This window comes from Gordonia malaquae NBRC 108250 (assembly GCF_000344135.1).
Classification (GTDB): Bacteria; Actinomycetota; Actinomycetes; order Mycobacteriales; family Mycobacteriaceae; genus Gordonia; species Gordonia malaquae.
On record NZ_BAOP01000041.1, the window covers coordinates 1 to 20606 of the forward strand.

Genomic DNA, 20606 nt, shown 5'->3' on the forward strand with positions numbered 1-20606 from the left:
TTAGTTTGCGGATGACTGTCCGAGGTGACTGCGGTGGTTCGCACATACTGCCGCCGGGCACCGGTATCGACCGGTCAGGCTGGGGCCGAGGGGATTGGGCTTTGTCTGTCGCGCGGTAGGCGGCCAGCGGAGTGATACGGCCGGGAAGGCTCTGATGAGGGCGTTCGGTGTTGTAGATGAGGTCGAAGGCGTCGACTTGGATTTGAAGTTCGGCCAGGGTCGATGCCATCGGCTGGGCGTGCAGATACTGGAACAGGGTCCGGTGAAGGCGTTCGTTCTTGCCTTGCGTCGTCGGCTTGTACGGCTTTCCTGTGATCGGTTCGACGCCCAGCTTCTGCACGTGAACGACGAGTTGACCGAGGAAACCACGGCGAGACGGGTTGAGCGCAGACCCGTTGTCGGTCAGCAGCCGCTGAGGGACGCCGTGTTCGGTGACGCCCTTGTCGAACACCGTGATCGCTGCGTCTGCGGTTTCGGTCCATGCCACATGCGAGGCGATCTCCAGACGGGAGTGATCGTCTTCGAGTTGGAAGATTACGCAGGTCCGGCCGCCGGTCAGGACGTACTCGGTGGCATCGAGCTGCCAACACGCATTCGGTGCCGGGTAGACGAAGCGGCGCCATGCGGCACGAGGACGTTTCTTCAGTTCGATGCGCGCCACGCCTGCCTCACGGAAGATCCTTGCCAGAGAGGCCGTTGACGGGACCGTATCCAGGCCCATCGAGGTCATCTTCTCGTAGACGCTGATCGGTCCATGGTCCAGACCTGACGCCGCGAGCGCGGCCCGGACCTGCACAGCCTCGCTAACGGCGTCGTCGGCGATCTTCGTTGGACTCGATCGCGGCCGGCAGGATCGGGGTTCGAGAATCGCCGCCTGGCCCTCCTGCCTACATCGTCTACGCAGCTTGTAGAACGACTGCCGGGAGATGCCGTGCTCGATGCAAAAGGGCGCCACGGCACCGCGAGGCGCATCGTCGGGCCACTGGGAAATCGCCAGGCGCACACGAGGATCAATCGGTTCATTCGCAGCCATCGACTGATCGTCTAAGTGTCACCACCTGAACCACCGGAACTGTCACCGATGTCCTGATGCAGAACTGTCACCGATGTCCTGCGACATAACAAGTCGTCGGGAAGTCTTTCGTCCATCAGAGCGTCAGTGACAGTTCCGATGCGTGCGGTGGGCAGCGTCGGACAGGGGGCGGTGTCGCCGGAGCTCTACCGGTCAGTGGCGAGAGACGCGCAGAACTCCGCGACGTGCGATGTGGCGCGATGCTGGGCGTCGAGCATCATGCCGCCGTGGCCTTCGCCTTCGATGAGGATCCAGTCGGAGTTGGGGATGTGTGAGGCGGCTTCGCGAGAGCCGGCGGCCGGGAAGAACACGTCGTCGCCGAAGCCGACCACGAGTGTGGGGCAGCCGATTCCGGAGAGTCGTTCAACGGTCGGTTCGCCCGCGCTCATCCACGCGTACGATGCCGCGGTCTGACCGTGCTGGCCTGCGCCGGACGTCCACACGTCCGCCGAGCCGCCCATCAGATCGCGCCACACCGCCACCTGTGCGTTGTCGCGGAGCGCCGACGGTGACAGCGTCGTCATCAACTGTTCGAACAGTGACACAGAAGCGGGCACACTCCCGAGACGCTCAATGAGGTCCAGTTCCATCTGATTGACGATCTCGCCGATCACCGACGACCTCAGCCCGGCGATCATCGCGAGGCCGCGGATCGACCCGCCCCACACGTCGAAGAGCGCCTGCGAGATGTAGCAGCCCATCGAATAGCCGACGAGGATCGCCTCCTCGACGCCGTAGTGGTCGAGGACCGCAGCGGCGTCGGCGGCCATCTCGTGGACGGAGTACGGCGCGGGCGGCGCCGACGAAGGCGCCACTCCGCGAGCGGCGTAGGTGATGACCTGATACCCAGCATCCACCAAGCGGTCGGGGAGCCCGGTGAAAGCCCATGTGCCAGGGGGCATTCCGAGTCCGGCCGAGAGGAGGACGGCGGGGCCGTCGCCGGCGCGGGACGCCCAGATCTCGAGGCCGTCGCCAACCTGGATCAGATCGCCGCTCATCGGATCACCAAGCTCGTCGTGGTGGCGCTCAACGTGATCGGCGTTATCTGCTTGCCCTTCATCCAGTCGCGGACGAACGCGCGGACCGCCGGGTCGGACCCGCGTCGGGCGAAGGACGCGTCATCGAGTGCGACGGCGCCCACGAGATGCCGCGGGACCGACGTCAGGCCCGGCTTGCTCGGCGACATCCGCATGCCGTCGGCGGTGTGCAGCAGAACGTCGATCCGCTTCCCGTCCGGAGTCACCACAACCGCGGGGCGAGTGGTCGCGGCCGGATCGAACGCGGTCACGTAGAGGCGGTACCCGGACTTCGGTGCGTGAAGTCCCACCTGGTCGAGCAGTCGCGGGTCGACGACGCTGTAGGGCAGGCCGATGTCGATCAGGAGTTGGCCGTCGACGAACGCCTTCCGCGACGGAAGCGACGCAGACAGGTTCCACGGCACGCGTGGGGCGAGGGTCTCACCCGATCGGTCCGATGCCGAGTTCTCCACCGGTGTGCCGGACGGCGTACCGCCGGTGGCGGTGAATCCCCAGGTGGAAGCCTGCAGTGACTTGTGCCAGAAGCCCGCGACGCCGTCGCGCCTTCCTGCCACTCGCAGTTCGCGGCGTTCTACACCGGGGCCGGTCGCGATGACGGTGACCGTCGAGAAGATCTCGCCGGGGATCTTCGGCTGCCGTGTCCAATCGGGGGCCGGGAGCTGGACGGCGGCCTTCGATCGGTCCCACGTCTCGACCATCAGATTGTCGGCACTCGGCTTGCCTCGCTGCGACTCCCAGCTGTATCGGAAGAAGACCGAGTCCGAGCCCGAGGAGTCGAAGTCGAAGGTGCGAGTGAACATGTCGCCGAACTTGTTCATCACGAACATCGTCGACGCCGCGGCCGACAACGACCGCGACTGGAACCGTCCGCCGAGCGGGCCGCCGACCTCGTAACTGTCGTCGTTGGGAAGCCACGGGTCGGCGTATGTGATGCGACTGCCGTCGCCGGTGAGGCTCGGGATCATCGTCATCTTGGCCTGCCCGCTCGGATGCACCCGGCCTGCGATGTCCTGGTAAGCGCGATTGTCCGACGGCGACGTGACCGACAGGGCCCATCCGCCGACCTTGCGGCCCGGCAGCGTCCGTCCGGGGGCCGTCCACAGCATCGCGCCCCACGCCGACGTCCAGTTCCACAGGCGCGGCGACTGGTTCACATTGTCCATCGTGTAGATCCAGCCGCGGCCGTCGATGCCGACCAACTCGTCGTCGTCGAGTGAGATCGCGACGAGCCGGTCACGCAGGCACGACGGCAACGGCACTGTGCGCCACTGCGATGCGGACCGTGGCCGGGTGATCAGGCGGTGCCCGACCAGCGCGAACTCCCAATGGAGATTGAACTGCGTGGTCTCGGTGCGCATCTCCACACGTGACGGAGCCGAAGTCCCCGTGTACCGGGGGAACGCCGACAGCCCGGCCCGACTCCCGGTGGCAGGGGCACCGGGCGGCAACTGGGCGGTCCCGAACGGAACGCATGATGCGGGGCCGGCGTGGGAGTAGCCGCCACCGATCGGCGTCGTGAGCAGGGATGCTGCGGTTGCAACGGCGAGTAGGAGGGAGGGTGCGCGGAGGCTCTTCACTCCCGGATGGTACCGCGAACGTGTTCTAGTTCTGGGTCCGTCGCCATGACGGCCGTCACGATCAGTAACCCCCTCGGGGGATACTGATCTATGATTGCCATAACCCCCATGGGGGATAAGGCGATCCTGGGTGCACGGACTCGGCATCGCGAAACACCTGTGAAAGGAACACCAGATGACCGATCACGACTCGCCTCACGGCAAGCAGGTCCTGCGCGACCTGGCCCCGCTGCACCGGGAGCTGCGTCGCGCGATTCCCGACGTCTACAAGGGCTGGAGCGCCCTCTCGTCCGCGGCGTTCGCCGACGGAGCGCTCGACCGGAAGACGAAGGAACTGATCGCCCTGGCGATAGGTGTCGTCGAAGGCTGCGACGGCTGCATCGCGTCCCACGGCCAGGCCGCGGCGCGCGCAGGCGCGACGCCGCAGGAGGCTGCGGAGGCGATCGGCGTCACGTTCCTCATGCACGGCGGACCGGCGACCGTCCACGGCGCTCGCGCCTTCGAGGCGTTCCTCGAATTCGTCGATGCGATCGACGCGGGCGAGACCCCGGCCTGACACCCGAACTCGAACAAGAGAGGACAGCATCCGATGTGTCGACCCAGTAGATGCCGAACCTGTGGAAAGACGACCTGGGCGGGCTGCGGCAGTCACATCGCTCAGGTGAAGGCCTCGGTTCCGGCGGCCCAGTGGTGTGCGGGGACGCACACGGCCGAGGAGAAGTCAGCGGCGAAGGCGGCGAGCGGAGGCTTCTTCGGGAGATTTCGCCGGTGACGTCGCAGTGTCGGTCAACGCCCGCCGGAGGGGACCGGAGCGAGACCTCGACGCGGTGGGACGAGGCTGCGTCGGGCATGCTCGACGACGAGGTCGGTCAGTCCGGAGACCAGCGGAGACCGGAGCTTCCAGTGCTGCCAATAGAGTGGAACATCGACCGGCCGCTTGGTGAGCGGCACGAGTCGGCGGCCGATCTGTTCGTCATCGATCTCGACCTCGGGGACGGCGCCCCACCCGATGCCGGCCTGGATGGCGCGCCGATACTCCGACGCCGAGGGGATGTAGTTCACCGGCGGCGAGATCGGTTCGGCGACGAGGTGTTTGAGCGCCTTGATCTGAAGGTGATCCTTGCGGTCGAACATCACCATCGGCGCGTATTGCATGTCTCGCGCGCGGACACCGTTCGGCAGCCACCGCTCGATGAACTCCGGTGATGCGACGGGGAAGTACCGCAGCGAACCGAGCTCCACCGTCTGGCACCCGCGGACGACGATCGGTTCCGAGGTCACCGCACCGACGACATCGCCTGCTCGGAGCATTGCGGTGGTGACACTCTCGTCGTCGCGGTGCAGGTCGATCGACACCGGGTGTTCGCTGTGGAACTCGGCGACCACCGGCAGAAACCATGTCGCCAGTGAATCGGCGTTGCACGCGATCGGAATGGTCACGCGCGGAAGCATTCGCGGGTCGACGTCGGGTTCGTGGGCGATCCCGGTGAGCTCGCCCTGCGCTTCGGCGACGAGGAGCGACCACTGCTCGCCGAGCCGCGCGAGGACCTCGCCGTCGGGTGTCGCCGTCACCGGTTTGACTCGACGAACCAGGACCCTCCCGACGGATTGCTCCAGAGCTTTGATGCGCTGACTCACCGCCGACGGCGTGACGTGCAGCGATGCCGCCGCGGCTTCGAACGTGCCCTCGCGGAGAACCGCTGTGAGGGTCACGAGGCTTTCGGCGGAGACGTCCATGGGTGAAATCACAGTTAGTGATTCTAATCTTTCCTAAGAATCAGTCGATGGACTAATGATCGAACGGTTCCTAACGTCGATCTACGTGACCACGACCTTCCTGCTCGCCGCGCTCGCCGGACTCTTCACCGGCGCGGGCCTCATCATCGCCATCGGACCTCAGAACATCTACGTCATCCGTCAAGGAATCAGTGGAGGGTACGTGCTGCCGGTGATCGCCGTGTGCGTGGTGTCCGACATCGTGCTGATCAGCGCCGGAACCGTAGGTCTCGGGGCGGTCGTGTCAGCGCACCCGGGCATCGTCAGTGTCGCCAAGATCGTCGGCGGCCTTTACCTGGTTGTGCTGGGCGGATTTGCGGCACGCCGGGCGTGGCGACCGACGGCGTCGTCGACCACGAACGACGACCCGAGCCGCAACCGTGGCCTCTGGGCTGCACTCGGCACGGCGCTGGCTCTCACCTGGCTGAACCCGCACACCTACCTCGACACGGTCCTCACGCTCGGGTCGATCGCGAACAGTCACGCGGACGCGAAGTGGGCGTTCACAGTCGGTGCCTGCGTCGCCAGCATCGTCTGGTTCCTCGCGCTCGGATTCGGCGCCAAGAAGATGGCCCCGATGTTCTCCTCTGTCCGCGCCTGGCGGATCCTCGACTCGGTCATCGCTGTCGTCATGGTCGGGCTCGGCGTCAGCCTCATTGCGATGAGCTGACCGTCCCGACCTTTCGACTCACTCCGTTCGCTCAAGGAGCAGGGGGTGCTCAAGGAGCACGGATGACGCCGAGGAACTGGATCAGGCCGATTCGAGGATGAGGGCGACGGACATGCCGCTCCCGGCGCAGATGGACACCAGACCGCGGGACCCGGGCCGCTGGGAGATCAGCTTCGCGAGCGTGCCGACGATGCGGCCGCCTGTCGCGCCGAACGGGTGACCCGTGGCGAGGGAGCCGCCGCGGACGTTGAGCTTCGAGCGGTCGATCTCGCCGAGTGCCTCATGGCCGAGATGCTCGCGGCAGAAGTCGTCGTCTGCCCACGCGGCGAGTGTGGAGCACACCTGCGAGGCGAACGCCTCATGGATCTCGTAGAAGTCGAAGTCCTGCAGCGTCAGATCGTTGCGGCGCAGCAACTCGTCCACCGCGTACACCGGCGCCATCAGCACGCCCTCCGACTTCGGGTCGCCGTCCACGTAGTCCACGGCCCAACTCTGCGCGTCGACGATGCGAGCCAGCGGTGTCAGTCCGCGTTCGGCCGCCCACGCCGGGCTGCCGAGGAGGACGCTCGATGCGCCGTCGGTCAGGGTGGTGGAGTTGGCCGCGGTCATGGTGCCGTCGTCGCCCCCGAAGCACGGTGACAGTCCGGCGAGGCGTTCGGCGGTGAGTCCGCGCCTCATGTTGTCGTCCTGCGCGAGGCCCGCGAAAGGGGTGACGAGGTCGTCGAAGAACCCATCGTCGTAGGCGGTGGCGAGATTCTCGTGCGAAGCGAGCGCGATCTCGTCCTGCTCCTGGCGTCCGACGTTCCACGCCGCGCCGGTGATCGCCTGGGCCGCACCGGGAACGAGGTGCGTGCGTCGTTCGGACGGGCTCGGGATGTCGAAGTCGATCGACAGGGGGATCTGAGCCGCTTCACGCAGTCGGTCGCCGAGCGAGCGTGCCGCGTTCACCTTGACCAGACGATTCCGCAGACGCGGGCCGAAGCCGATCGGCGGGTCGGACGTCGTGTCCGCGCCACAGGCGACGCCCGACTCGATCTGGCCGCATGCGATCTTGTTGGCGATGTGAACGATCGCCTGTCCGCCGGTCGCGCACTGCTGCTGCACGTCGACCGTCGGCGTCATGCGGGAGAGCGTCGAGTCCATGAGCGCTTCCCTCGTGAGGCTGTGGTCGCGCGCGAGCTTCACGACGGCGCCGCCCGCCACCTCGCCGAGGCGCTGGCCCGCGAGGTCGTACCGGTCGATGAGTCCGCCGAGCGCGGCGGTGAGCATCGACTGGTTCGTCTCGGCGAGGTACGCCCCGTTCGATCGTGCGAACGGGATCCGATTGCTGCCGAGGACGAGGACGTCGGTCAGAGTGCGGTCGGTCATGCTGGACACTGTAACGACGCGAGCGACCAATCCTGACATCGGGGGATGAGACAGTGAGTAGTGGCAAGGTGCGGAGCGTGCTGGCGGCCGCTGCGCTTGCGATCGCAGGCGTCGCCTACTCGTCGTGGATCTTCGACTTCATCGTCCCGACCGGGCAGGACCGATTCAGGTCGTTCCTCTCCGAGTTGGAGGCCGACGACGTCCCATGGCACCAGGTGTATTCATACGGCGACATCGTGGCCGGGGTCGCGGCGGTCGGAGCGTCGTTGCTCCTGTTCGGCGTCCGGCCGGCGGGACGAGGTGCGACGACGGCCGTCGTCGCACTCGGGGTGTTCGGCACGGCGACGGTCGCCGACGCGCTCGCACCGATGGGCACGGTGCCGATCGTGCACGCCGCGACGAGTGCGATCGCCGTCTTCTCGCTGTTCGTGACGATGGGGGCCGCCACGTGGTCGGCGTTCCGCGAGGACAACTGGCCGATCATGAGAACCCTCGGCGCAACGACATTCGCCCTGGTGGCGATCGCGACCGGATGGATGCTCGGGTCGGATCGCCTCCAGGGCGATTACCTGCTGGGACTCGCTCAGCGGATCCAAGTGGGAGCGATGAGCGTGTGGCTCCTCGTGTTCAGCGTCGGTACGTGGTCGAGTACGCGGCACGCGCGGCGCCCGAAGCGGGTACCTCGTAGGCGGTGAGACCAACGGTGCTCGGCGTGATGTCGAGCGTCATGAAGCCACGGTCCTGGTAGTTCTCGTAACGAGCGCGGAACCGCTTCGACGACGACTTGTGGACGGTCTTGCCCGCCGCACCGGACACGATCTGGCGAGTGCCCTTCAGGCCGTGGACGTTCTCCAGCACCTGCTGACTGTGATCGTGTCCCGAGAACAGGAACTGCGCCTTTCCTGCGATGTGGCGCTCGATGAAATCCTTCGCGGCTTGGCCGTTCAACGGTGCGGGGAGCCCGTCGAAGTCGCCTGCCGGACCGTGCGGGCCGTTGTTGGCGTAGGGGTGATGCGTGCAGACAAACTTCCAGGGTGCCTTCGACGACGCGAGCGCCTTGTCGAGCCAGCGCGCCTGGCGAGTCATGTAGTGGCCGCCCGGCTCCCACTCCGGCGAGAACACCGGGGGAATGTACGCCGCGAGCGGATTCAGATCGACGATGAAGAAATCGGCCACGCCGAGCGACACCGAGTAGTAGCGCGACGGCATGTACCAACGACGCGACCGCGAGTGGTACTTCACCTCGGCGTCGCCGCGGAGCAGCCAGCCGCCGTCGCCGGGGAAGATCGCGGTGTTGTCGTGATTGCCGAGCGTCATCAGCCACGGGAAGTCCAGGCCGGCGTTCGGCTTCTCGAACTTGGTCTGAAACTGGTGATCGTCCGGACCCTTCGGGCCCGACTCGTAGATGTTGTCGCCGAGGCCGACGGCGACGTCGAACTTGCGGGCCGCGTGCAACTTGCGGGCGGCCGCGGTGACGGCGAACTGCGGCTTCTCGCCGGTACCGGCGTCACCGGTGACGAGTACACGCAACGCGTCGGACTTGTGCGGCAGCGGGTATCGGGCGGCGGCCGAGGCCTCGGGAGCTCCGGCTCCGGCGACGGCGACAGTGGCGGCGGTGCCTGCCACCGCAGCGGCTCCGGCGAGGAAGGTACGACGGTCAGGGCCGACCGACAAGGGGCTGTTCTCGATCATGCGATCCACTTTCCCATGAATGAATGAACGGGACATGGCGTCCGGACGTATCTACGACGATCTGTCGTTACCCGAGAGTTCACCGTCGGGACATCGGGCTGTGGGATCGTCCCCCGTATGCATGACTCAGCAGCCCCCACCTCAGTCACCCGCCGCGGCTTCATCGGGGCCGCCGGTGCAGGCGCCCTCGCCGTCGGACTCCCGATCGCAGCCGGTGTCAACGCCCCGAAGGCGCACGCCGCCACCAACGCCTTCCGCCACGGCGTCGCGTCCGGAGACCCGCTGCCCGGCGGCGTGATCCTATGGACCCGCGTGACTCCTACCAGCGACGCGACCCCCGGGTCGGGTCGCGGTGCGGCGTCGACGGTGGCCTGGGAGATCGCGTCCGACCGCGGGTTCGCCTCGCGTGTCGCATCGGGTTCGACGAGTACCGACGCGTCCAAGGATCACACGGTCAAGGTCGACGCCTCGGGCCTGAATCCGGCGACGGTCTACTGGTACCGATTCCGCATCACGTCGGGGCCCGCAGCGGGGGCCGTCTCGCCGATCGGGCGCACCAAGACCGCCCCGGCGGCAGGTGTCGACGTCTCAAAGGTGCGCTTCGGAGTCGCGAGTTGTGCCAATTGGGAGGCCGGGTACTTCGGCGCGTACCGGTTCCTCGCCAAGCGCACGGACCTCGACGCCGTCGTGTTCCTCGGCGACTACATCTACGAGTACGGCGCAGGCGAGTACGGCGGCAAGCACGGTTCCGTCCGCATGCACACGCCGCGCCACGACATCGTCTCGCTCGCCGACTACCGGATCCGCCACGGTCAGTACAAGACCGATCGCGACCTGCAGGCCGCGCACGCGCAGCACCCGTTCATCGTCACGTGGGACGATCACGAAGCCGCTGACAACCAGTGGAAGCACGGGGCGGAGAACCACAAGCCCTCGCAGGGTTCGTGGGCTCAGCGGAAGGCGCACGCCGACAAGGCGTACTACGAGTGGATGCCCATTCGTCCGCAGGTCAGCGCGGACAACCGTCACATCTACCGCCGGCTCGCATACGGCAAGCTCCTTGAACTGAACATGCTCGATCTGCGCACGTATCGCGACAAGGAGGCGTCGCGCTTCTCCACCGAGTCGGACGATCCGAAGCGCACCATCATGGGTCGCCGTCAGATGGAGTGGGTGCAGGGCGGAATCACCACGTCGACCGCGAAGTGGCAGATCGTCGGCAACTCGGTGATGATCGCGCCGATGCTCATCCCGCCGCTCGACCCGGCCCGCACCAAGGAGCTGACCACGCTGATCGGTGTGCCGGAGGACGGCATCCCCTTCAACGGCGACCAGTGGGACGGCTACGTGAAGGACCGCGAGAAGCTCCTCGACGCGATCGATCGAGCAGGCAAGAAGAACGTCGTGTTCATCACCGGCGACATCCACATGTCGTTCGCGAACGACGTCCCGCGCAAGCCCGCGAACTATCCCGGTGCGGGCAACGTCGCCACCGAGTTCGTCGTCACCTCGGTCACGTCGAACAACGTCGACGACATGGTTCTGCTGCCCGAGCACTCGCCGGTCGGTGGCGCCGCGTCCGCCGCGATGCAGGCCACCAACAACCACATCCGGTGGGTCGACACCGACGCGCACGGTTACGCGGTCATGACGATCACTCCCGCCGCGGCGCAGATGGACTGGTACTTCGTCGCCGACCGCGCCGACCCGCGCACCACCCAGTACCGCGGCCAGTCGTGGAAGGTGAACTCCGGTTCGCGCCGCATGGTGAAGGCGAACGGTCCCGCGTAGGCCCCGCGAGTTGCTATCGTGGTGATATCACTCCTGTCGATCCGCGGGAGGAGTCGAGAGGAGTAGTCGTGGAACTCAAGCAGGCATGGCGGATGAACGGGTTCGTCGCGCTGATCGGCGGACTCGCGGTGCTCGCGATCTGCGTGATCGCCGGCATCACATCGGTGGTCGTGATGGCCGACGGCGGATCCGCGGCACTGGCCGTGGTCGTCGTTCTGGCGATCGTCATCGGTCTCGCGACGCTGCTCGCGATGAGCGGGCTGACGGTCGTCGGACCCAATGAGGCCCGCGTCGTCCAGTTCTTCGGACGCTACGTCGGATCGGTCAGCGAGCCCGGGTTCGTGAGCGTCATCCCGCTCGCGGACAAGCAGACCATCTCCCTGCGCATCCGGAACTTCGAGACGCAGACCCTCAAGGTGAACGACGCCGACGGCAATCCCGTCGAGATCGGCGCCGTGGTCGTCTACCGCGTCGTGGACAGCTTCAAGGCGGCGTTCGCAGTCGACGACTACGAGCAGTACGTCGCCACCCAGTCGGAGGCGGCGGTCCGGCACCTCGCGACCATCCACCCGTACGACGCACACGAGGCCGACCGCATCAGCCTGCGTGACGGTGCGACCGTCGCCGAAGAGCTCACAGACGAACTTCGCGAGCGGACCGAGTCCGCGGGCATCGAGATCATCGAGGCCCGCATCACGCACCTCGCGTACGCACCGGAGATCGCACAGGCGATGCTCGTCCGCCAGCAGGCGTCGCAGGTGGTGGCCGCTCGTCAGCAGATCGTCGAAGGCGCCGTCGGCATGGTCGGTCTTGCGCTCGATCGGCTCAGCGACCAGGGCATCGTTGAACTCGACGATGAACGTCGTGCGCAGATGGTGTCGAACCTGCTTGTCGTGCTGTGCGGCGACCGCGCCACGCAGCCGGTTGTGAACGCGGGCTCGCTGTACGCATGACCGCTCCCAGACGGGAGTCGAAGAAGGTCCTGCTGCGACTCGACCCCGATGTCCACGCCGCCATCGCGAAATGGGCGGCCGACGACCTGCGCAGCATCAACGCGCAACTGGAGTACGCGCTGCGTCTCGCCTTGAAGGAGGCGGGACGCAGCCCGCGTCAGTGAACCGGGCGTGTGCAGCTCGACGCGCCCGCGACGAGGGAGCACCACACCGCGGGTCGCGTCGGGCGGTACGTTCGGCCGACGCCGTTGGCGGCCGTCACCTGGCGGTATGCCGCCACGCCGTCCGTCGGGCGGCGCGTCAGTGTCGGGTCGGTCTTCACGTCCACCGTGTACAGGCCGAACCGTGACGCGAAATTGCCCCACTCGTAATTGTCGGTCAGCGTCCAGTAGTTGAAGCCCATGACCGGCATGCCGTCGTCGTGGGCGCGCTGAATCCAGTACGTCATGTCTTTGAGATGATCGGATCGTCGGTAGCCGTCGGCGCGGGGTCGCCCGTCCTGGGTGACGAGTCCGGCCTCGACGATGTAGAGCGGCTTGCCTGGGAATCGTTCGTGCAGGTCGCGCAGCGCATAGTAGATGCCGTCGGCCGCCATCGACGCGTCCCACATCCGGTCGATCGCAACGTTCGCGACAGAGAGATCGGTCGGCGTCGCGGAGTAGTAGTAGTCGATCCCGACGAAGTCGAGTTTGTCGGCGATCCTGTTCAGAACGGTCTTGTCGATGATCGGCTCGGCTGCCGGAATGTACGCGATGTTCGACGACACCAGCGCTTTCGTGTCACGCGCGTGGATGTAGTCGTAGATCGAGCGATGCACCCGCACGATGCGGTCGGTCATCGCCGGGACGTCGCCGATCCCGATTCCGCCGTGCATCACTTCTTTCATCACGTACGCGGTAGGCTCGTTGATGCTGATCCAGAGCGGATGGACCTTCGCGTAGCGGTCGACGATCATCCGATTGTGCTGAAGCCACCTCGCGGTGATGCCCGACCACGCCCAACCGCCTCGGTCGGCCACCCACGCCGGGTACACCCAGTGGTCGAGAGTGATCATCGGCCGCATGCCCGCCGCGACGATAGACGCGATCAGGTCGTCGTAGTACGCGAGTTCTTTGCGGTCTATCCGGCCAGGCCTCGGTTCGACGCGCGCCCACTCGATCCCGACGCGATAGACCTTCACGCCGAGGCCCTTGGCCAGCTGGATATCGGACTTGTATCGGTGGCGGAAGTCGATGGAGTTCCCGATCTTGTCCGTCGTCTTTCCCTGCGCGATGTACCGCGTCCAGTTGCTGGGAGGCGAGTGCCCCTCGGCCTGGAATCCGGACGACGCCACACCCCACAGGAAGTCGGAGGGCAGCGGCCCGACTCCCTCCGCCGCGTTCGCGGGGGCGAGAGGTGCGAGTAGGAGCACGGCAGCGGTGATCAGGACAGTGAGACGCCTTCGCATGTCGCCAGTATGTGCTGATCGAACGATCGTGTTGGCGATTCGGGCGGATTCGGTGCCGACGACGTCAGCGGGGTGCGGGAACGATCTGCTTGATCAGCGCGGCGATCGGATCGACCGGGGCGCGCTTCGTCGGCGAGGCATTCGTCCTGGTGAGAGTCGGTGTCGGGTCGGGCTCGTCGGATGAGCCGGCCGATCCGCTGGTCGAGCCGTTGTCCGAGGATCCTGACGATCCATTGTCGGACGAGCCGGCACCGCCGAAGATGTCGGTGCCGAAGTGAAGGCCGTTGCTGAACGAGACCCGGATCAGATCGCGCTGGAACTCCGGCACGAACGATGACCCGAGCACCTCGCCGACCGCGGGCGGCAGGTCGACGAGATCGCCGACACTGTCGATCAATCCGGTGAGGCCGTCGCCGATGGGGGCGATCAAGCGGACCGAGAACGGATTCTTCACCGCGAACCAGACCGGGCCGTCGCCCTCCTGGTAGCGCTGGAACAGGAACCCGACGCTCGTGCACGAATCGATGTTGGCGCCGCTTCGGTCGGTGACCTGCGCCGATCCGTACAGGGCGGTGCAGACGGCTCCGTCGTTCGGGTCAGCGGTGGCCGTCGCACTGGAGATGCCGAGGAGTGCGGTGGCGCGGGCGTTCCGACCCGACAGCGGGTGATTGGACGATGCGATCGCGATGCCGCCCGGCAGTGCGTTGGTTGTCGCGCTGTTAGCTCCCACGCCACCGACCGCGAGGGACACGCCCACTCCGAGCAGCCCGTTGGCGTACGCGGTGCCGGCGCCGGTGGCTGCGGAGACGGCGATGCTGGCGATCAGGTTCGACGACGATGTGGCGTCGCCGCCGAGCGCCGCGATCGCGGTGTTCAGTCCGTTGCCACGAATAGTCGACGTGGTGCCGATCCGCAGGCCGAACGTGATGGCCTGGTTCATCGAACTGAGAGTGTCCGAGCCGATCAGCGCGTCCACTCCGCGGGCGAGGAGCGATGGGCTGGAACCGCGACAGTCGGCGGTGATGGTGACAGTGGTGCCGACGATCGGAACCCGCCACGAGGCGTCGGCCAGTTCGGGATCGCCTGCCGCGCAGGTGGCGGACGTGCCGGGGTCGACGTTCGCGTGTGCCGGCGGGGCGGTGGGAGCGACGAGTGCGAGGGTCGCCGCTACCGCGGCCAGGCCCAACAGTTTGGAGGTGTGCTGTACCGAGACGGTCATGAGCATCGATTCTGATGTGGGGGTAGTCGGACATTTCGACGTTAGGCCCGATCTCGGCTGCGCGTGGGAGAATTCGAGGCTTGACCTTCACACTGTGTGAAGGTCTTGGGTGGACGGTGAAGGAGGTGGTCCACATGACCGCACAGCTCATCCGAGCCCTCGCCGACGAGAGGGCGTCCGTCCGACTGCAGGCCGCGATGGCGGCAGGCACCGATCCCGACAGCGCGCTTCTCGACGCGCTGATCGACCGGTGCCGTGTGGAGCCGGACTTCTACGTCCGGGACATGCTGACCTGGGCCATCACACGTCTGCCTGCTGCCGGCACCGTGCCGGTCCTCATCAACGAGCTCGATTCGCCGATCGCGCAGGCGAGAAGCCAATCGCTGCACTCGCTGTCGAAGATCGGCGACCACGCCGCGTGGCCGTACATCACCCGGGATCTGTTGACAGACGCCGAGGTCGAGGTGGCGCGGGCGGCGTGGCGTGCTGCGGTGATCGTCGTTCCCGTCGACGAGCGGACCGGTTTGGCTGCGATACTGGCCACACAGTTCGGTCGCGGCGACACCGACGTGCATCGGAGCCTGAGCAGAGCGTTCGTTGAGCTCGGGTCTGCGGCGGCGCCAGTGGTGCAAGCTGCGCGACGGTCGTCGGACCCGATCGTTCGTGGACACGCCGCAGCTACCGAGCAACTGATGAACGACCCGGAGTCGGCGTTCGGTTTCGACGTCGACGCCGCCAAGCGGATCGCCGCACTCGGTGCGGCGGCCGACGACATGTGAGGCGACCATGCGAATCGGTGAGGTGGCTCGACGCTCCGGCGTGAGCGCCAGGATGTTGCGTCACTACGATTCGCTCGGCTTGGCGAGCCCGAGCGGGCGGTCGTCGGCCGGGTACCGGGAGTACTCGGCCGACGACATCGCCGCGATCTTCCACGTCGAGAGCCTCCGTGCGCTCGGGCTCTCGCTCCGCGAAGTGGGGCAGGCGCTGGACGATCCCGATTTTCGGCCGGCCGACCTGGTCTCCGATCTTGCGCTGCGTGCGGAAGCGCGGATCGCGCGGGAACAGGAACTGTTGTCGCGCCTGCGCCAGGTGGCCGACGCGGGGCCGGAGGATTGGGAGCAGGTGCTCGGCGTCGTCGCGCTGTTGTCGGGATTGGAGTCCGCGGACGCGGGCAGTCGGCAGCGGGCGGCGCTGACCGTCTCTGGGACCGATCTGCCTTCCGACGCTCTGGTCGCCGCGATGCTGTCGGAGGAGGACGAGAACGTCGCGGGCGCCCTTCGGTGGGCTGTGGTCCGATCGAGCGACGACGTGGTCCCACTGTTGGCCGAGGCGCTCGGTGATTCGGATGCTCACCTGCGTCGACGCGCTGTTCTCGCGCTCGTCGACATCGATTCGGACGCGTCGTCGGAGGCCTTGCGGACGGTTGTCGCCGACCCCGATCCGACGGTGCGGAGTCGTGCGACGCAAGAGTTGGCTGTTCGTGGCGACACTGCTGTGATCCCCTTGCTCGTTGACCGGGTGATCGACGGTGTCGCCGACGTGGACGCCTCGGAGGCGTTGGCCGCGGCCGGCGATCAGGCGATGGTCGTCGGCCGTCTCGTCTCCGCGCTGGACAGCGCTGACGCCGGGATTCGGCGCCGCATCGCGCAGGCCCTCGGGGAGGTCGGAGGCCCCGACGCCCATGCAACACTGCTGCGGCTCGTCGATGATCCGGACCGCGGGACGGCCGTCACGGCCCGGTATCTCATCGATTCACAACGAGAGTGATGACGACTGCTACGGCGCGAGGCCCCGCGCGATCAGGTTGATGACGTTCTCGTAGTTCTCGTCCATCGTCGCGCCCGGCGGTGTGGGCGATGCGAGTTCGAGGCTCGTCGCACCGTGAACGCACGACCACACCTGCATGGCGATCGAGCCCGGGTCGTCGTCGCGGATGATCCCTCCCACCTGGCCATACTGAACGATCTCCACGAGGGCGGTGAACGCGGCGGATGCCACCGCGATGTCGGGGGCGCACTGTCCGCCGAACATCAGGGAGTAGAGGGTCGGGTTGGCGAGGGCGAAAGCGCGATACGCGCGGCCCGATGCCAACAGCCTGTCGGTGGGGTCGTTGTCAGCGGCGGCGATGGCCTGCGCGAACTCTGCGAAGCCGTCGTTGACGGCGGCCGTCAGCAGGCCGTCCTTGCCGTCGAAGTGGTTGTAGACGCCCATCGGTGCAACGCCGGCAGCCGCGGCGACCGCGCGCACAGTCAATCCGCTCGGTCCCTCGTTCTCGAGGATCTGTCGTGCGGCCGCGAGGAGAGACGACCGGACCTGTGCGGCAGGGGTGCGTCGGCTGACTGGAGAGCGCGGCATGTGGTCCACCTTACTAGAACGATGTTCTACAAAATCCTTGACCTGCATTGTAGGACGGCGTACTACTGTTTTGGTACGTCGTTCTACAACGGAGGAACTGATGAGAACCAAATGGCTCGCCCTCGCGGCGCTCTGCTTCGCAGAGTTGCTGGTGATGGTCGACAACACGATCGTGAATGTGGCACTGCCGACGATCAGCCGTGATCTGGACGCGGGGATCTCTGGACTTCAGTGGGTCGTCGACGCGTACACGCTGGTGTTCGCCGGACTCCTTCTGACCGGCGGCTACCTCGGCGACCGCTTCGGGCATCGCCGGATGCTGCTCGGCGGCATCGTCGGATTCGTGGCGGTGTCCGTGGGCGCCGCCCTCGCCGGTTCCCTCGGCGAGTTGATCGCCGCCCGTGCCGGTCTTGGACTGTTCGCCGCTCTGGTGTTCCCCGCGACGCTGGCGTTGATCGTCGGCATCTTCACCGACCCGAAACAGCGGGCGGCGGCGGTCGGCGTCTGGGCCGCGACGTCCGGCATCGCCATCGCGATCGGACCGGTGCTCGGCGGATGGCTGCTCGAACACTTCTCGTGGTCGTCGGTGTTCTGGGTGAACGTCCCGTTCGGAGTGATCGCCTTCGTCGCGGTGGTCGCTGTGATCCCCTCGCGTGGACTTGATGCTCATGCGTTGCTTCCGCGGTTCGACGCTGTGGGCGTCGTGCTGTCGATCGCCGGTCTCGGCCTTCTCACGTACTCGGTCATCGAAGGTCCTGCCGCAGGTTGGGGATCAGCGCGAACCATTGTCGGACTGCTGGCATCCGTCGTGATCCTCGCGGTGTTCGTCGTTCACCAGCAGCGCGTCACGAATCCGATCTTCGACGTCCGACTGTTCGCCAATCGGCGGTTCGCGGCTGCCGCAGGGATGGTGGCCGTCGCGTTCTTCTCCCTGTTCGGGTTCATCTTCCTGATCACTCAATACTTCCAGGCAGTGCAGGGATACAGCCCGCTGCAGGCCGGCATCCGCACGCTGCCGTTCGCTGTGGTGGTGGCGGCGCTGTCGCCGTTCGCGATGGCTGCGTCGCACCGCTTCGGTCCGCGACCCGTTGCGGTCTCGGGTGCGCTGCTGATGGCTGCCGGCTTCGGGCTCGTTCAGTTCGTCGGCATGGAGTCGACGTACTTCGGCCTGATCATCTGGTCGATGATGCTGATGGCGGCGGGACTCGCGCTGATCTCCGGTCCGTGCACCCAAGTGATCATGGATGCACTCACACCCGAGCAAGCCGGAGCCGGTTCGGCGGTCAACGACACGACGCGTGAGATCGGCGGAACGTTGGGCGTCGCCGTCCTCGGGTCCGTGTTGACCTCGGTGTACGCGGCCGATGTCGCGGACCGCCTCACTGCGATCGGCGTGCCCGCATCCGTGCGGGAGACTGCCGAGCAGTCGGTGATGGCTGGCGTCGCCGTGTCCGAACGCGCCCCGGGTGATGCAGGACGGGCCGTGCACGACGTGGTGTCGTCGGTGTTCATCGACGGGCTCGCCCAGGCCACCTGGGTCGCGGTGGGCGTATCAGTTCTCTCCGCGGTGATCGGGGCGTGGGCGCTGCGCGCACCCTGTGTCGAGGCGGCCGAGCCCGAACCCGAGCTCGTCGGCTGACGCCTACACCGAACGCGCTCGTCGAGCGGCGGAGTCCTTCTGCTCGTTGAGCGAAGGAAGTGAGTCGAAGCGTCCTGCCGAATACACGAACCCAGGAGTCTCACGCCAGCCTTTATGACCCGTCAGGCCGTGGGCTCGTGGACGTAGTTCGGCGGTGGGGGACGACCTTTCGACTCACTCAGTTCGCTCAAGGAGCAGTGGTGGTCAGGCCTTCTTCTTGGTCCCCGGGAGCACGCCGGCGTCGATGACGGCCTTGACGTACGGCCGCATCCGGGCGACCAGATCGTCGGCGCCGGGGGCCGACCACACGTTCTCGCCCAGCGCGTCGGTGGTGGCTTCGATGTCGTCGTACAGCGCTGCGCCGTCGGCGGTGAGGCGATGCCCGTCGTCGGTCCGTTCGGCGATGCCGCGTGCGACCAGTCGATCGACGGATGCCTCCCAGTCGGTGTCCGACCAGCCTCGGGTCAACTGCGTCAGTCGGCGTCCCATCGCGCGGCGACGGATGGTCGGGTCGAGCAGCGTCGACTCGTGGAACGTGCAGGCGTCGATGCCGTCGAGCCCGTGGCCGACGAGCACTGAGATGTGGTTGTCGCCGCGCCATTCGCGCAGGATCGCGACGTTGTTCCAGAGGCGCAGCAGGTCGTTGCTGTTCGGCGGCGTCGACGTCGACCATGCGGCCGCCAGTGCCCGTCCGCCGAGCGGCAGGTCGGAGGCGAGTCGGCCGAAGCCGTCGGCGAGTTCGGTGATCTCGGGGTTGTCGGCGAGGTCGCCGAGGATGTCACGGAGCGAGGCGTCGAGCATCGCGAAGCGACGATCTGCGATCTTCTGGAGGCCGGCGGACCGCGCGGTCGCCCATCCGGCCGTCACTGTGGCCGGTGCGAAGTTGTAGAACGTCGAGATCACGACCTCGGGCGCGCAGTCGCCGAGCGGTGCGCCGCGTGCGCCTAGGTAGAACGACGACGGGTCGACGCCGGTGTCTTTGAGAGCGTCGCCCATTCCGGGGTTGAAGTAGGCGAGGACGTGAAATGGCTCGAGGGACTCGTACGCGGTCCGTGCAGCGGTCATGCCTCCACCATCTGTGTCTCGTCGAGTCGTGTCAACGGGCGGCCTACTGGCCGCGAAACAACTTCGGCACTCCACGCCGCGCTATTCGCGGTGGGGAGTGCCGAAGTTGTCGAAACCGTCAGTAGCTTCGTGCGAAGCCGAGGACGTCGTCCACGTACTCCATCGAGTTGTAGTAGCGCAGGATCGCGGTGACCCGGTCGCCTGCCTTGCGCATGTCGACGCGATCCTCGCAGAGGTAGCGGGCCGTGGTGAGGGCGGCGTCGAAGAGGTTCTGCGGGTCCTTCTTGCCGTCGCCGTTCCCGTCGGCGGCGTAGTGCTCCCAGGTGGACGGGAGGAACTGCATCGGCCCGACGGCGCGGTCGTACGTGGAGTCGCCGTCGAGGCGTCCGCCGTCGGTGTCGGAGACGACTCGGTTGCCCGCGAGGGAGCCGTCGAGCGTCGGGCCGTAGATCGGGGTGCGCAGCTTGCCGTTGCGGAAGGTGTCGCCGAGGTTGGCGTGGTGCGACTCGACGCGCCCGATGCCCGCGATCAGTTTCCAGTCGATGTGGCAGCGGGGTGTCGACTTCGCCATCGACGCCTCCGCCGAACGGTAGGCGTCGAAGTTCACGCGCGGAACGAGTCCCTTGGACACAGACGCGGGAACTCGCGGCGGTGCGACCGGACGGGTGAGCGCTGCCTTTCGGACCTGCACCTGTGTCGTGGGTGCGGGGGCCTGGGCAGGCTCCGGCTGCGGCTGGACGTGCGCCGCTTGGACGACGGCGGGAGCCGCCGCCTGTTCGGCGGTGCTCGCCGCCGCACCCGTCAGAAGGGCGGCGACGGGAGCGACGCCGGCCATTGCGAGCACGACGGTCTTGCGGAGGGGGCGGTGCGGATGCATGGTCTCCCAGGGGTCGGGGAAAGTTCTCCTCGTCGGCCACCCGAGGTGGGGGAGGCGGTGCGACACAT

21 protein-coding genes are annotated in these 20606 nt (G+C 66.9%); 10 read left to right on the top strand and 11 right to left on the bottom strand.

What is annotated here, in order from left to right; translation table 11 throughout:
• The 3 genes from GM1_RS18875 to GM1_RS18885 form a co-directional block, all read right to left on the bottom strand.
• A partial coding sequence (locus GM1_RS18875) for an IS481 family transposase (protein ID WP_008381557.1) occupies nucleotides 1-1033 on the bottom strand: 1033 nt, incomplete at its 3' end.
• Nucleotides 1034-1218: 185 nt separating this feature from the next.
• On the bottom strand, nucleotides 1219-2070 hold the full coding sequence (locus tag GM1_RS18880) for an alpha/beta fold hydrolase (RefSeq protein WP_008381558.1): 852 nt from the start codon (nucleotides 2068-2070) through the stop codon (nucleotides 1219-1221).
• Entirely contained in the window at nucleotides 2067-3686 is a 1620-nt protein-coding gene (locus GM1_RS18885) for a hypothetical protein (protein ID WP_008381559.1), read from the bottom strand. The genes GM1_RS18880 and GM1_RS18885 overlap by 4 nt, the downstream gene beginning before the upstream one ends.
• 175 nt (nucleotides 3687-3861) lie before the next feature.
• Between GM1_RS18885 and GM1_RS18890 the strand changes: the two genes are divergently transcribed.
• Nucleotides 3862-4242, top strand: coding sequence for a carboxymuconolactone decarboxylase family protein (locus GM1_RS18890; protein WP_008381560.1), 381 nt, complete (start codon nucleotides 3862-3864; stop codon nucleotides 4240-4242).
• A gap of 33 nt (nucleotides 4243-4275) precedes the next feature.
• Nucleotides 4276-4458 (top strand): DUF8730 family Cys-rich protein, encoded by a 183-nt coding sequence (locus GM1_RS23370; RefSeq protein ID WP_075052025.1) that lies wholly within the window; start codon nucleotides 4276-4278, stop codon nucleotides 4456-4458.
• Between the two features lie 14 nt (nucleotides 4459-4472).
• On the opposite strand, the gene GM1_RS18895 is transcribed toward GM1_RS23370, so the two are convergent.
• The gene (locus GM1_RS18895; protein ID WP_008381561.1) at nucleotides 4473-5423 is read right to left on the bottom strand and encodes a LysR family transcriptional regulator ArgP; all 951 of its coding nucleotides are present in this window, start codon (nucleotides 5421-5423) and stop codon (nucleotides 4473-4475) included.
• A gap of 55 nt (nucleotides 5424-5478) precedes the next feature.
• Here GM1_RS18895 and GM1_RS18900 point away from each other — a divergent pair, with 55 nt between their 5' ends.
• Entirely contained in the window at nucleotides 5479-6132 is a 654-nt protein-coding gene (locus GM1_RS18900) for a LysE/ArgO family amino acid transporter (RefSeq protein ID WP_008381563.1), read from the top strand.
• Between the two features lie 81 nt (nucleotides 6133-6213).
• On the opposite strand, the gene GM1_RS18905 is transcribed toward GM1_RS18900, so the two are convergent.
• A complete protein-coding gene (locus GM1_RS18905) occupies nucleotides 6214-7500 on the bottom strand; it encodes an acetyl-CoA C-acetyltransferase (RefSeq protein WP_008381565.1) in 1287 nt (428 codons plus the stop codon).
• A gap of 53 nt (nucleotides 7501-7553) precedes the next feature.
• On the opposite strand from GM1_RS18905, the gene GM1_RS18910 reads away from it, so the two are divergent.
• Nucleotides 7554-8195: a DUF998 domain-containing protein gene (locus GM1_RS18910; RefSeq protein WP_075052024.1), complete on the top strand. Its 642-nt coding sequence runs from the start codon at nucleotides 7554-7556 to the stop codon at nucleotides 8193-8195.
• On the opposite strand, the gene GM1_RS18915 is transcribed toward GM1_RS18910, so the two are convergent.
• A complete protein-coding gene (locus GM1_RS18915; protein WP_008381569.1) occupies nucleotides 8128-9192 on the bottom strand; it encodes a metallophosphoesterase in 1065 nt (354 codons plus the stop codon). The two genes, GM1_RS18910 and GM1_RS18915, sit on opposite strands and share 68 nt — an antisense overlap.
• A gap of 117 nt (nucleotides 9193-9309) precedes the next feature.
• Here GM1_RS18915 and GM1_RS18920 point away from each other — a divergent pair, with 117 nt between their 5' ends.
• The 3 genes from GM1_RS18920 to GM1_RS22500 all read left to right on the top strand — a co-directional run bounded on the left by GM1_RS18920 (nucleotide 9310) and on the right by GM1_RS22500 (nucleotide 12100).
• Nucleotides 9310-10983, top strand: a complete 1674-nt coding sequence (locus GM1_RS18920) for an alkaline phosphatase D family protein (protein WP_008381571.1) — start codon at nucleotides 9310-9312, stop codon at nucleotides 10981-10983.
• 68 nt (nucleotides 10984-11051) lie between these two features.
• Nucleotides 11052-11936, top strand: coding sequence for an SPFH domain-containing protein (locus tag GM1_RS18925; protein ID WP_008381573.1), 885 nt, complete (start codon nucleotides 11052-11054; stop codon nucleotides 11934-11936).
• Nucleotides 11933-12100: a type II toxin-antitoxin system antitoxin gene (locus tag GM1_RS22500; protein ID WP_008381576.1), complete on the top strand. Its 168-nt coding sequence runs from the start codon at nucleotides 11933-11935 to the stop codon at nucleotides 12098-12100. The genes GM1_RS18925 and GM1_RS22500 overlap by 4 nt, the downstream gene beginning before the upstream one ends.
• Here the strand turns inward: GM1_RS22500 and GM1_RS18930 are convergent.
• Nucleotides 12094-13383: a family 1 glycosylhydrolase gene (locus GM1_RS18930; protein WP_008381578.1), complete on the bottom strand. Its 1290-nt coding sequence runs from the start codon at nucleotides 13381-13383 to the stop codon at nucleotides 12094-12096. The genes GM1_RS22500 and GM1_RS18930 overlap by 7 nt on opposite strands.
• Nucleotides 13384-13447: 64 nt before the next feature.
• Complete coding sequence (locus GM1_RS18935) at nucleotides 13448-14602, bottom strand: hypothetical protein (protein ID WP_075052023.1); 1155 nt, start codon at nucleotides 14600-14602, stop codon at nucleotides 13448-13450.
• 134 nt (nucleotides 14603-14736) lie between these two features.
• On the opposite strand from GM1_RS18935, the gene GM1_RS18940 reads away from it, so the two are divergent.
• Together GM1_RS18940 and GM1_RS18945 are read left to right on the top strand one after the other, a co-directional pair.
• Nucleotides 14737-15381 (top strand): HEAT repeat domain-containing protein, encoded by a 645-nt coding sequence (locus tag GM1_RS18940; protein ID WP_008381582.1) that lies wholly within the window; start codon nucleotides 14737-14739, stop codon nucleotides 15379-15381.
• A gap of 7 nt (nucleotides 15382-15388) precedes the next feature.
• Nucleotides 15389-16369, top strand: coding sequence for a HEAT repeat domain-containing protein (locus GM1_RS18945; protein ID WP_008381584.1), 981 nt, complete (start codon nucleotides 15389-15391; stop codon nucleotides 16367-16369).
• 9 nt (nucleotides 16370-16378) lie between these two features.
• Here the strand turns inward: GM1_RS18945 and GM1_RS18950 are convergent, their stop codons facing one another.
• Nucleotides 16379-16957, bottom strand: coding sequence for a TetR/AcrR family transcriptional regulator (locus GM1_RS18950; RefSeq protein WP_008381586.1), 579 nt, complete (start codon nucleotides 16955-16957; stop codon nucleotides 16379-16381).
• Between the two features lie 100 nt (nucleotides 16958-17057).
• On the opposite strand from GM1_RS18950, the gene GM1_RS18955 reads away from it, so the two are divergent.
• The gene (locus GM1_RS18955) at nucleotides 17058-18596 is read left to right on the top strand and encodes an MFS transporter (protein WP_008381588.1); all 1539 of its coding nucleotides are present in this window, start codon (nucleotides 17058-17060) and stop codon (nucleotides 18594-18596) included.
• A 204-nt stretch (nucleotides 18597-18800) separates the two neighbouring features.
• Here GM1_RS18955 and GM1_RS18960 read toward each other — a convergent pair whose 3' ends face one another.
• Nucleotides 18801-19661: an SCO6745 family protein gene (locus GM1_RS18960; RefSeq protein WP_008381589.1), complete on the bottom strand. Its 861-nt coding sequence runs from the start codon at nucleotides 19659-19661 to the stop codon at nucleotides 18801-18803.
• 118 nt (nucleotides 19662-19779) lie between these two features.
• Nucleotides 19780-20538, bottom strand: a complete 759-nt coding sequence (locus tag GM1_RS18965) for a lytic transglycosylase domain-containing protein (RefSeq protein ID WP_008381590.1) — start codon at nucleotides 20536-20538, stop codon at nucleotides 19780-19782.
• Nucleotides 20539-20606 lie beyond the last annotated feature (68 nt).

Excerpts from the sequence above, each read along its gene's own strand:
- GM1_RS18920 (WP_008381571.1), top strand. The coding sequence starts at position 9,310 with ATGCATGACTCAGCAGCCCCCACCTCAGTCACCCGCCGCGGCTTCATC.
- GM1_RS18930 (WP_008381578.1), bottom strand. The coding sequence starts at position 13,383 with ATGCGAAGGCGTCTCACTGTCCTGATCACCGCTGCCGTGCTCCTACTC.
- GM1_RS18945 (WP_008381584.1), top strand. The coding sequence starts at position 15,389 with ATGCGAATCGGTGAGGTGGCTCGACGCTCCGGCGTGAGCGCCAGGATG.
- GM1_RS22500 (WP_008381576.1), top strand. The coding sequence starts at position 11,933 with ATGACCGCTCCCAGACGGGAGTCGAAGAAGGTCCTGCTGCGACTCGAC.
- GM1_RS18960 (WP_008381589.1), bottom strand. The coding sequence starts at position 19,661 with ATGACCGCTGCACGGACCGCGTACGAGTCCCTCGAGCCATTTCACGTC.
- GM1_RS18905 (WP_008381565.1), bottom strand. The coding sequence starts at position 7,500 with ATGACCGACCGCACTCTGACCGACGTCCTCGTCCTCGGCAGCAATCGG.
- GM1_RS18965 (WP_008381590.1), bottom strand. The coding sequence starts at position 20,538 with ATGCATCCGCACCGCCCCCTCCGCAAGACCGTCGTGCTCGCAATGGCC.
- GM1_RS18950 (WP_008381586.1), bottom strand. The coding sequence starts at position 16,957 with ATGCCGCGCTCTCCAGTCAGCCGACGCACCCCTGCCGCACAGGTCCGG.
- GM1_RS18915 (WP_008381569.1), bottom strand. The coding sequence starts at position 9,192 with ATGATCGAGAACAGCCCCTTGTCGGTCGGCCCTGACCGTCGTACCTTC.
- GM1_RS23370 (WP_075052025.1), top strand. The coding sequence starts at position 4,276 with ATGTGTCGACCCAGTAGATGCCGAACCTGTGGAAAGACGACCTGGGCG.
- GM1_RS18890 (WP_008381560.1), top strand. The coding sequence starts at position 3,862 with ATGACCGATCACGACTCGCCTCACGGCAAGCAGGTCCTGCGCGACCTG.
- GM1_RS18880 (WP_008381558.1), bottom strand. The coding sequence starts at position 2,070 with ATGAGCGGCGATCTGATCCAGGTTGGCGACGGCCTCGAGATCTGGGCG.
- GM1_RS18940 (WP_008381582.1), top strand. The coding sequence starts at position 14,737 with ATGACCGCACAGCTCATCCGAGCCCTCGCCGACGAGAGGGCGTCCGTC.
- GM1_RS18955 (WP_008381588.1), top strand. The coding sequence starts at position 17,058 with ATGAGAACCAAATGGCTCGCCCTCGCGGCGCTCTGCTTCGCAGAGTTG.
- GM1_RS18935 (WP_075052023.1), bottom strand. The coding sequence starts at position 14,602 with ATGACCGTCTCGGTACAGCACACCTCCAAACTGTTGGGCCTGGCCGCG.
- GM1_RS18895 (WP_008381561.1), bottom strand. The coding sequence starts at position 5,423 with ATGGACGTCTCCGCCGAAAGCCTCGTGACCCTCACAGCGGTTCTCCGC.
- GM1_RS18900 (WP_008381563.1), top strand. The coding sequence starts at position 5,479 with ATGATCGAACGGTTCCTAACGTCGATCTACGTGACCACGACCTTCCTG.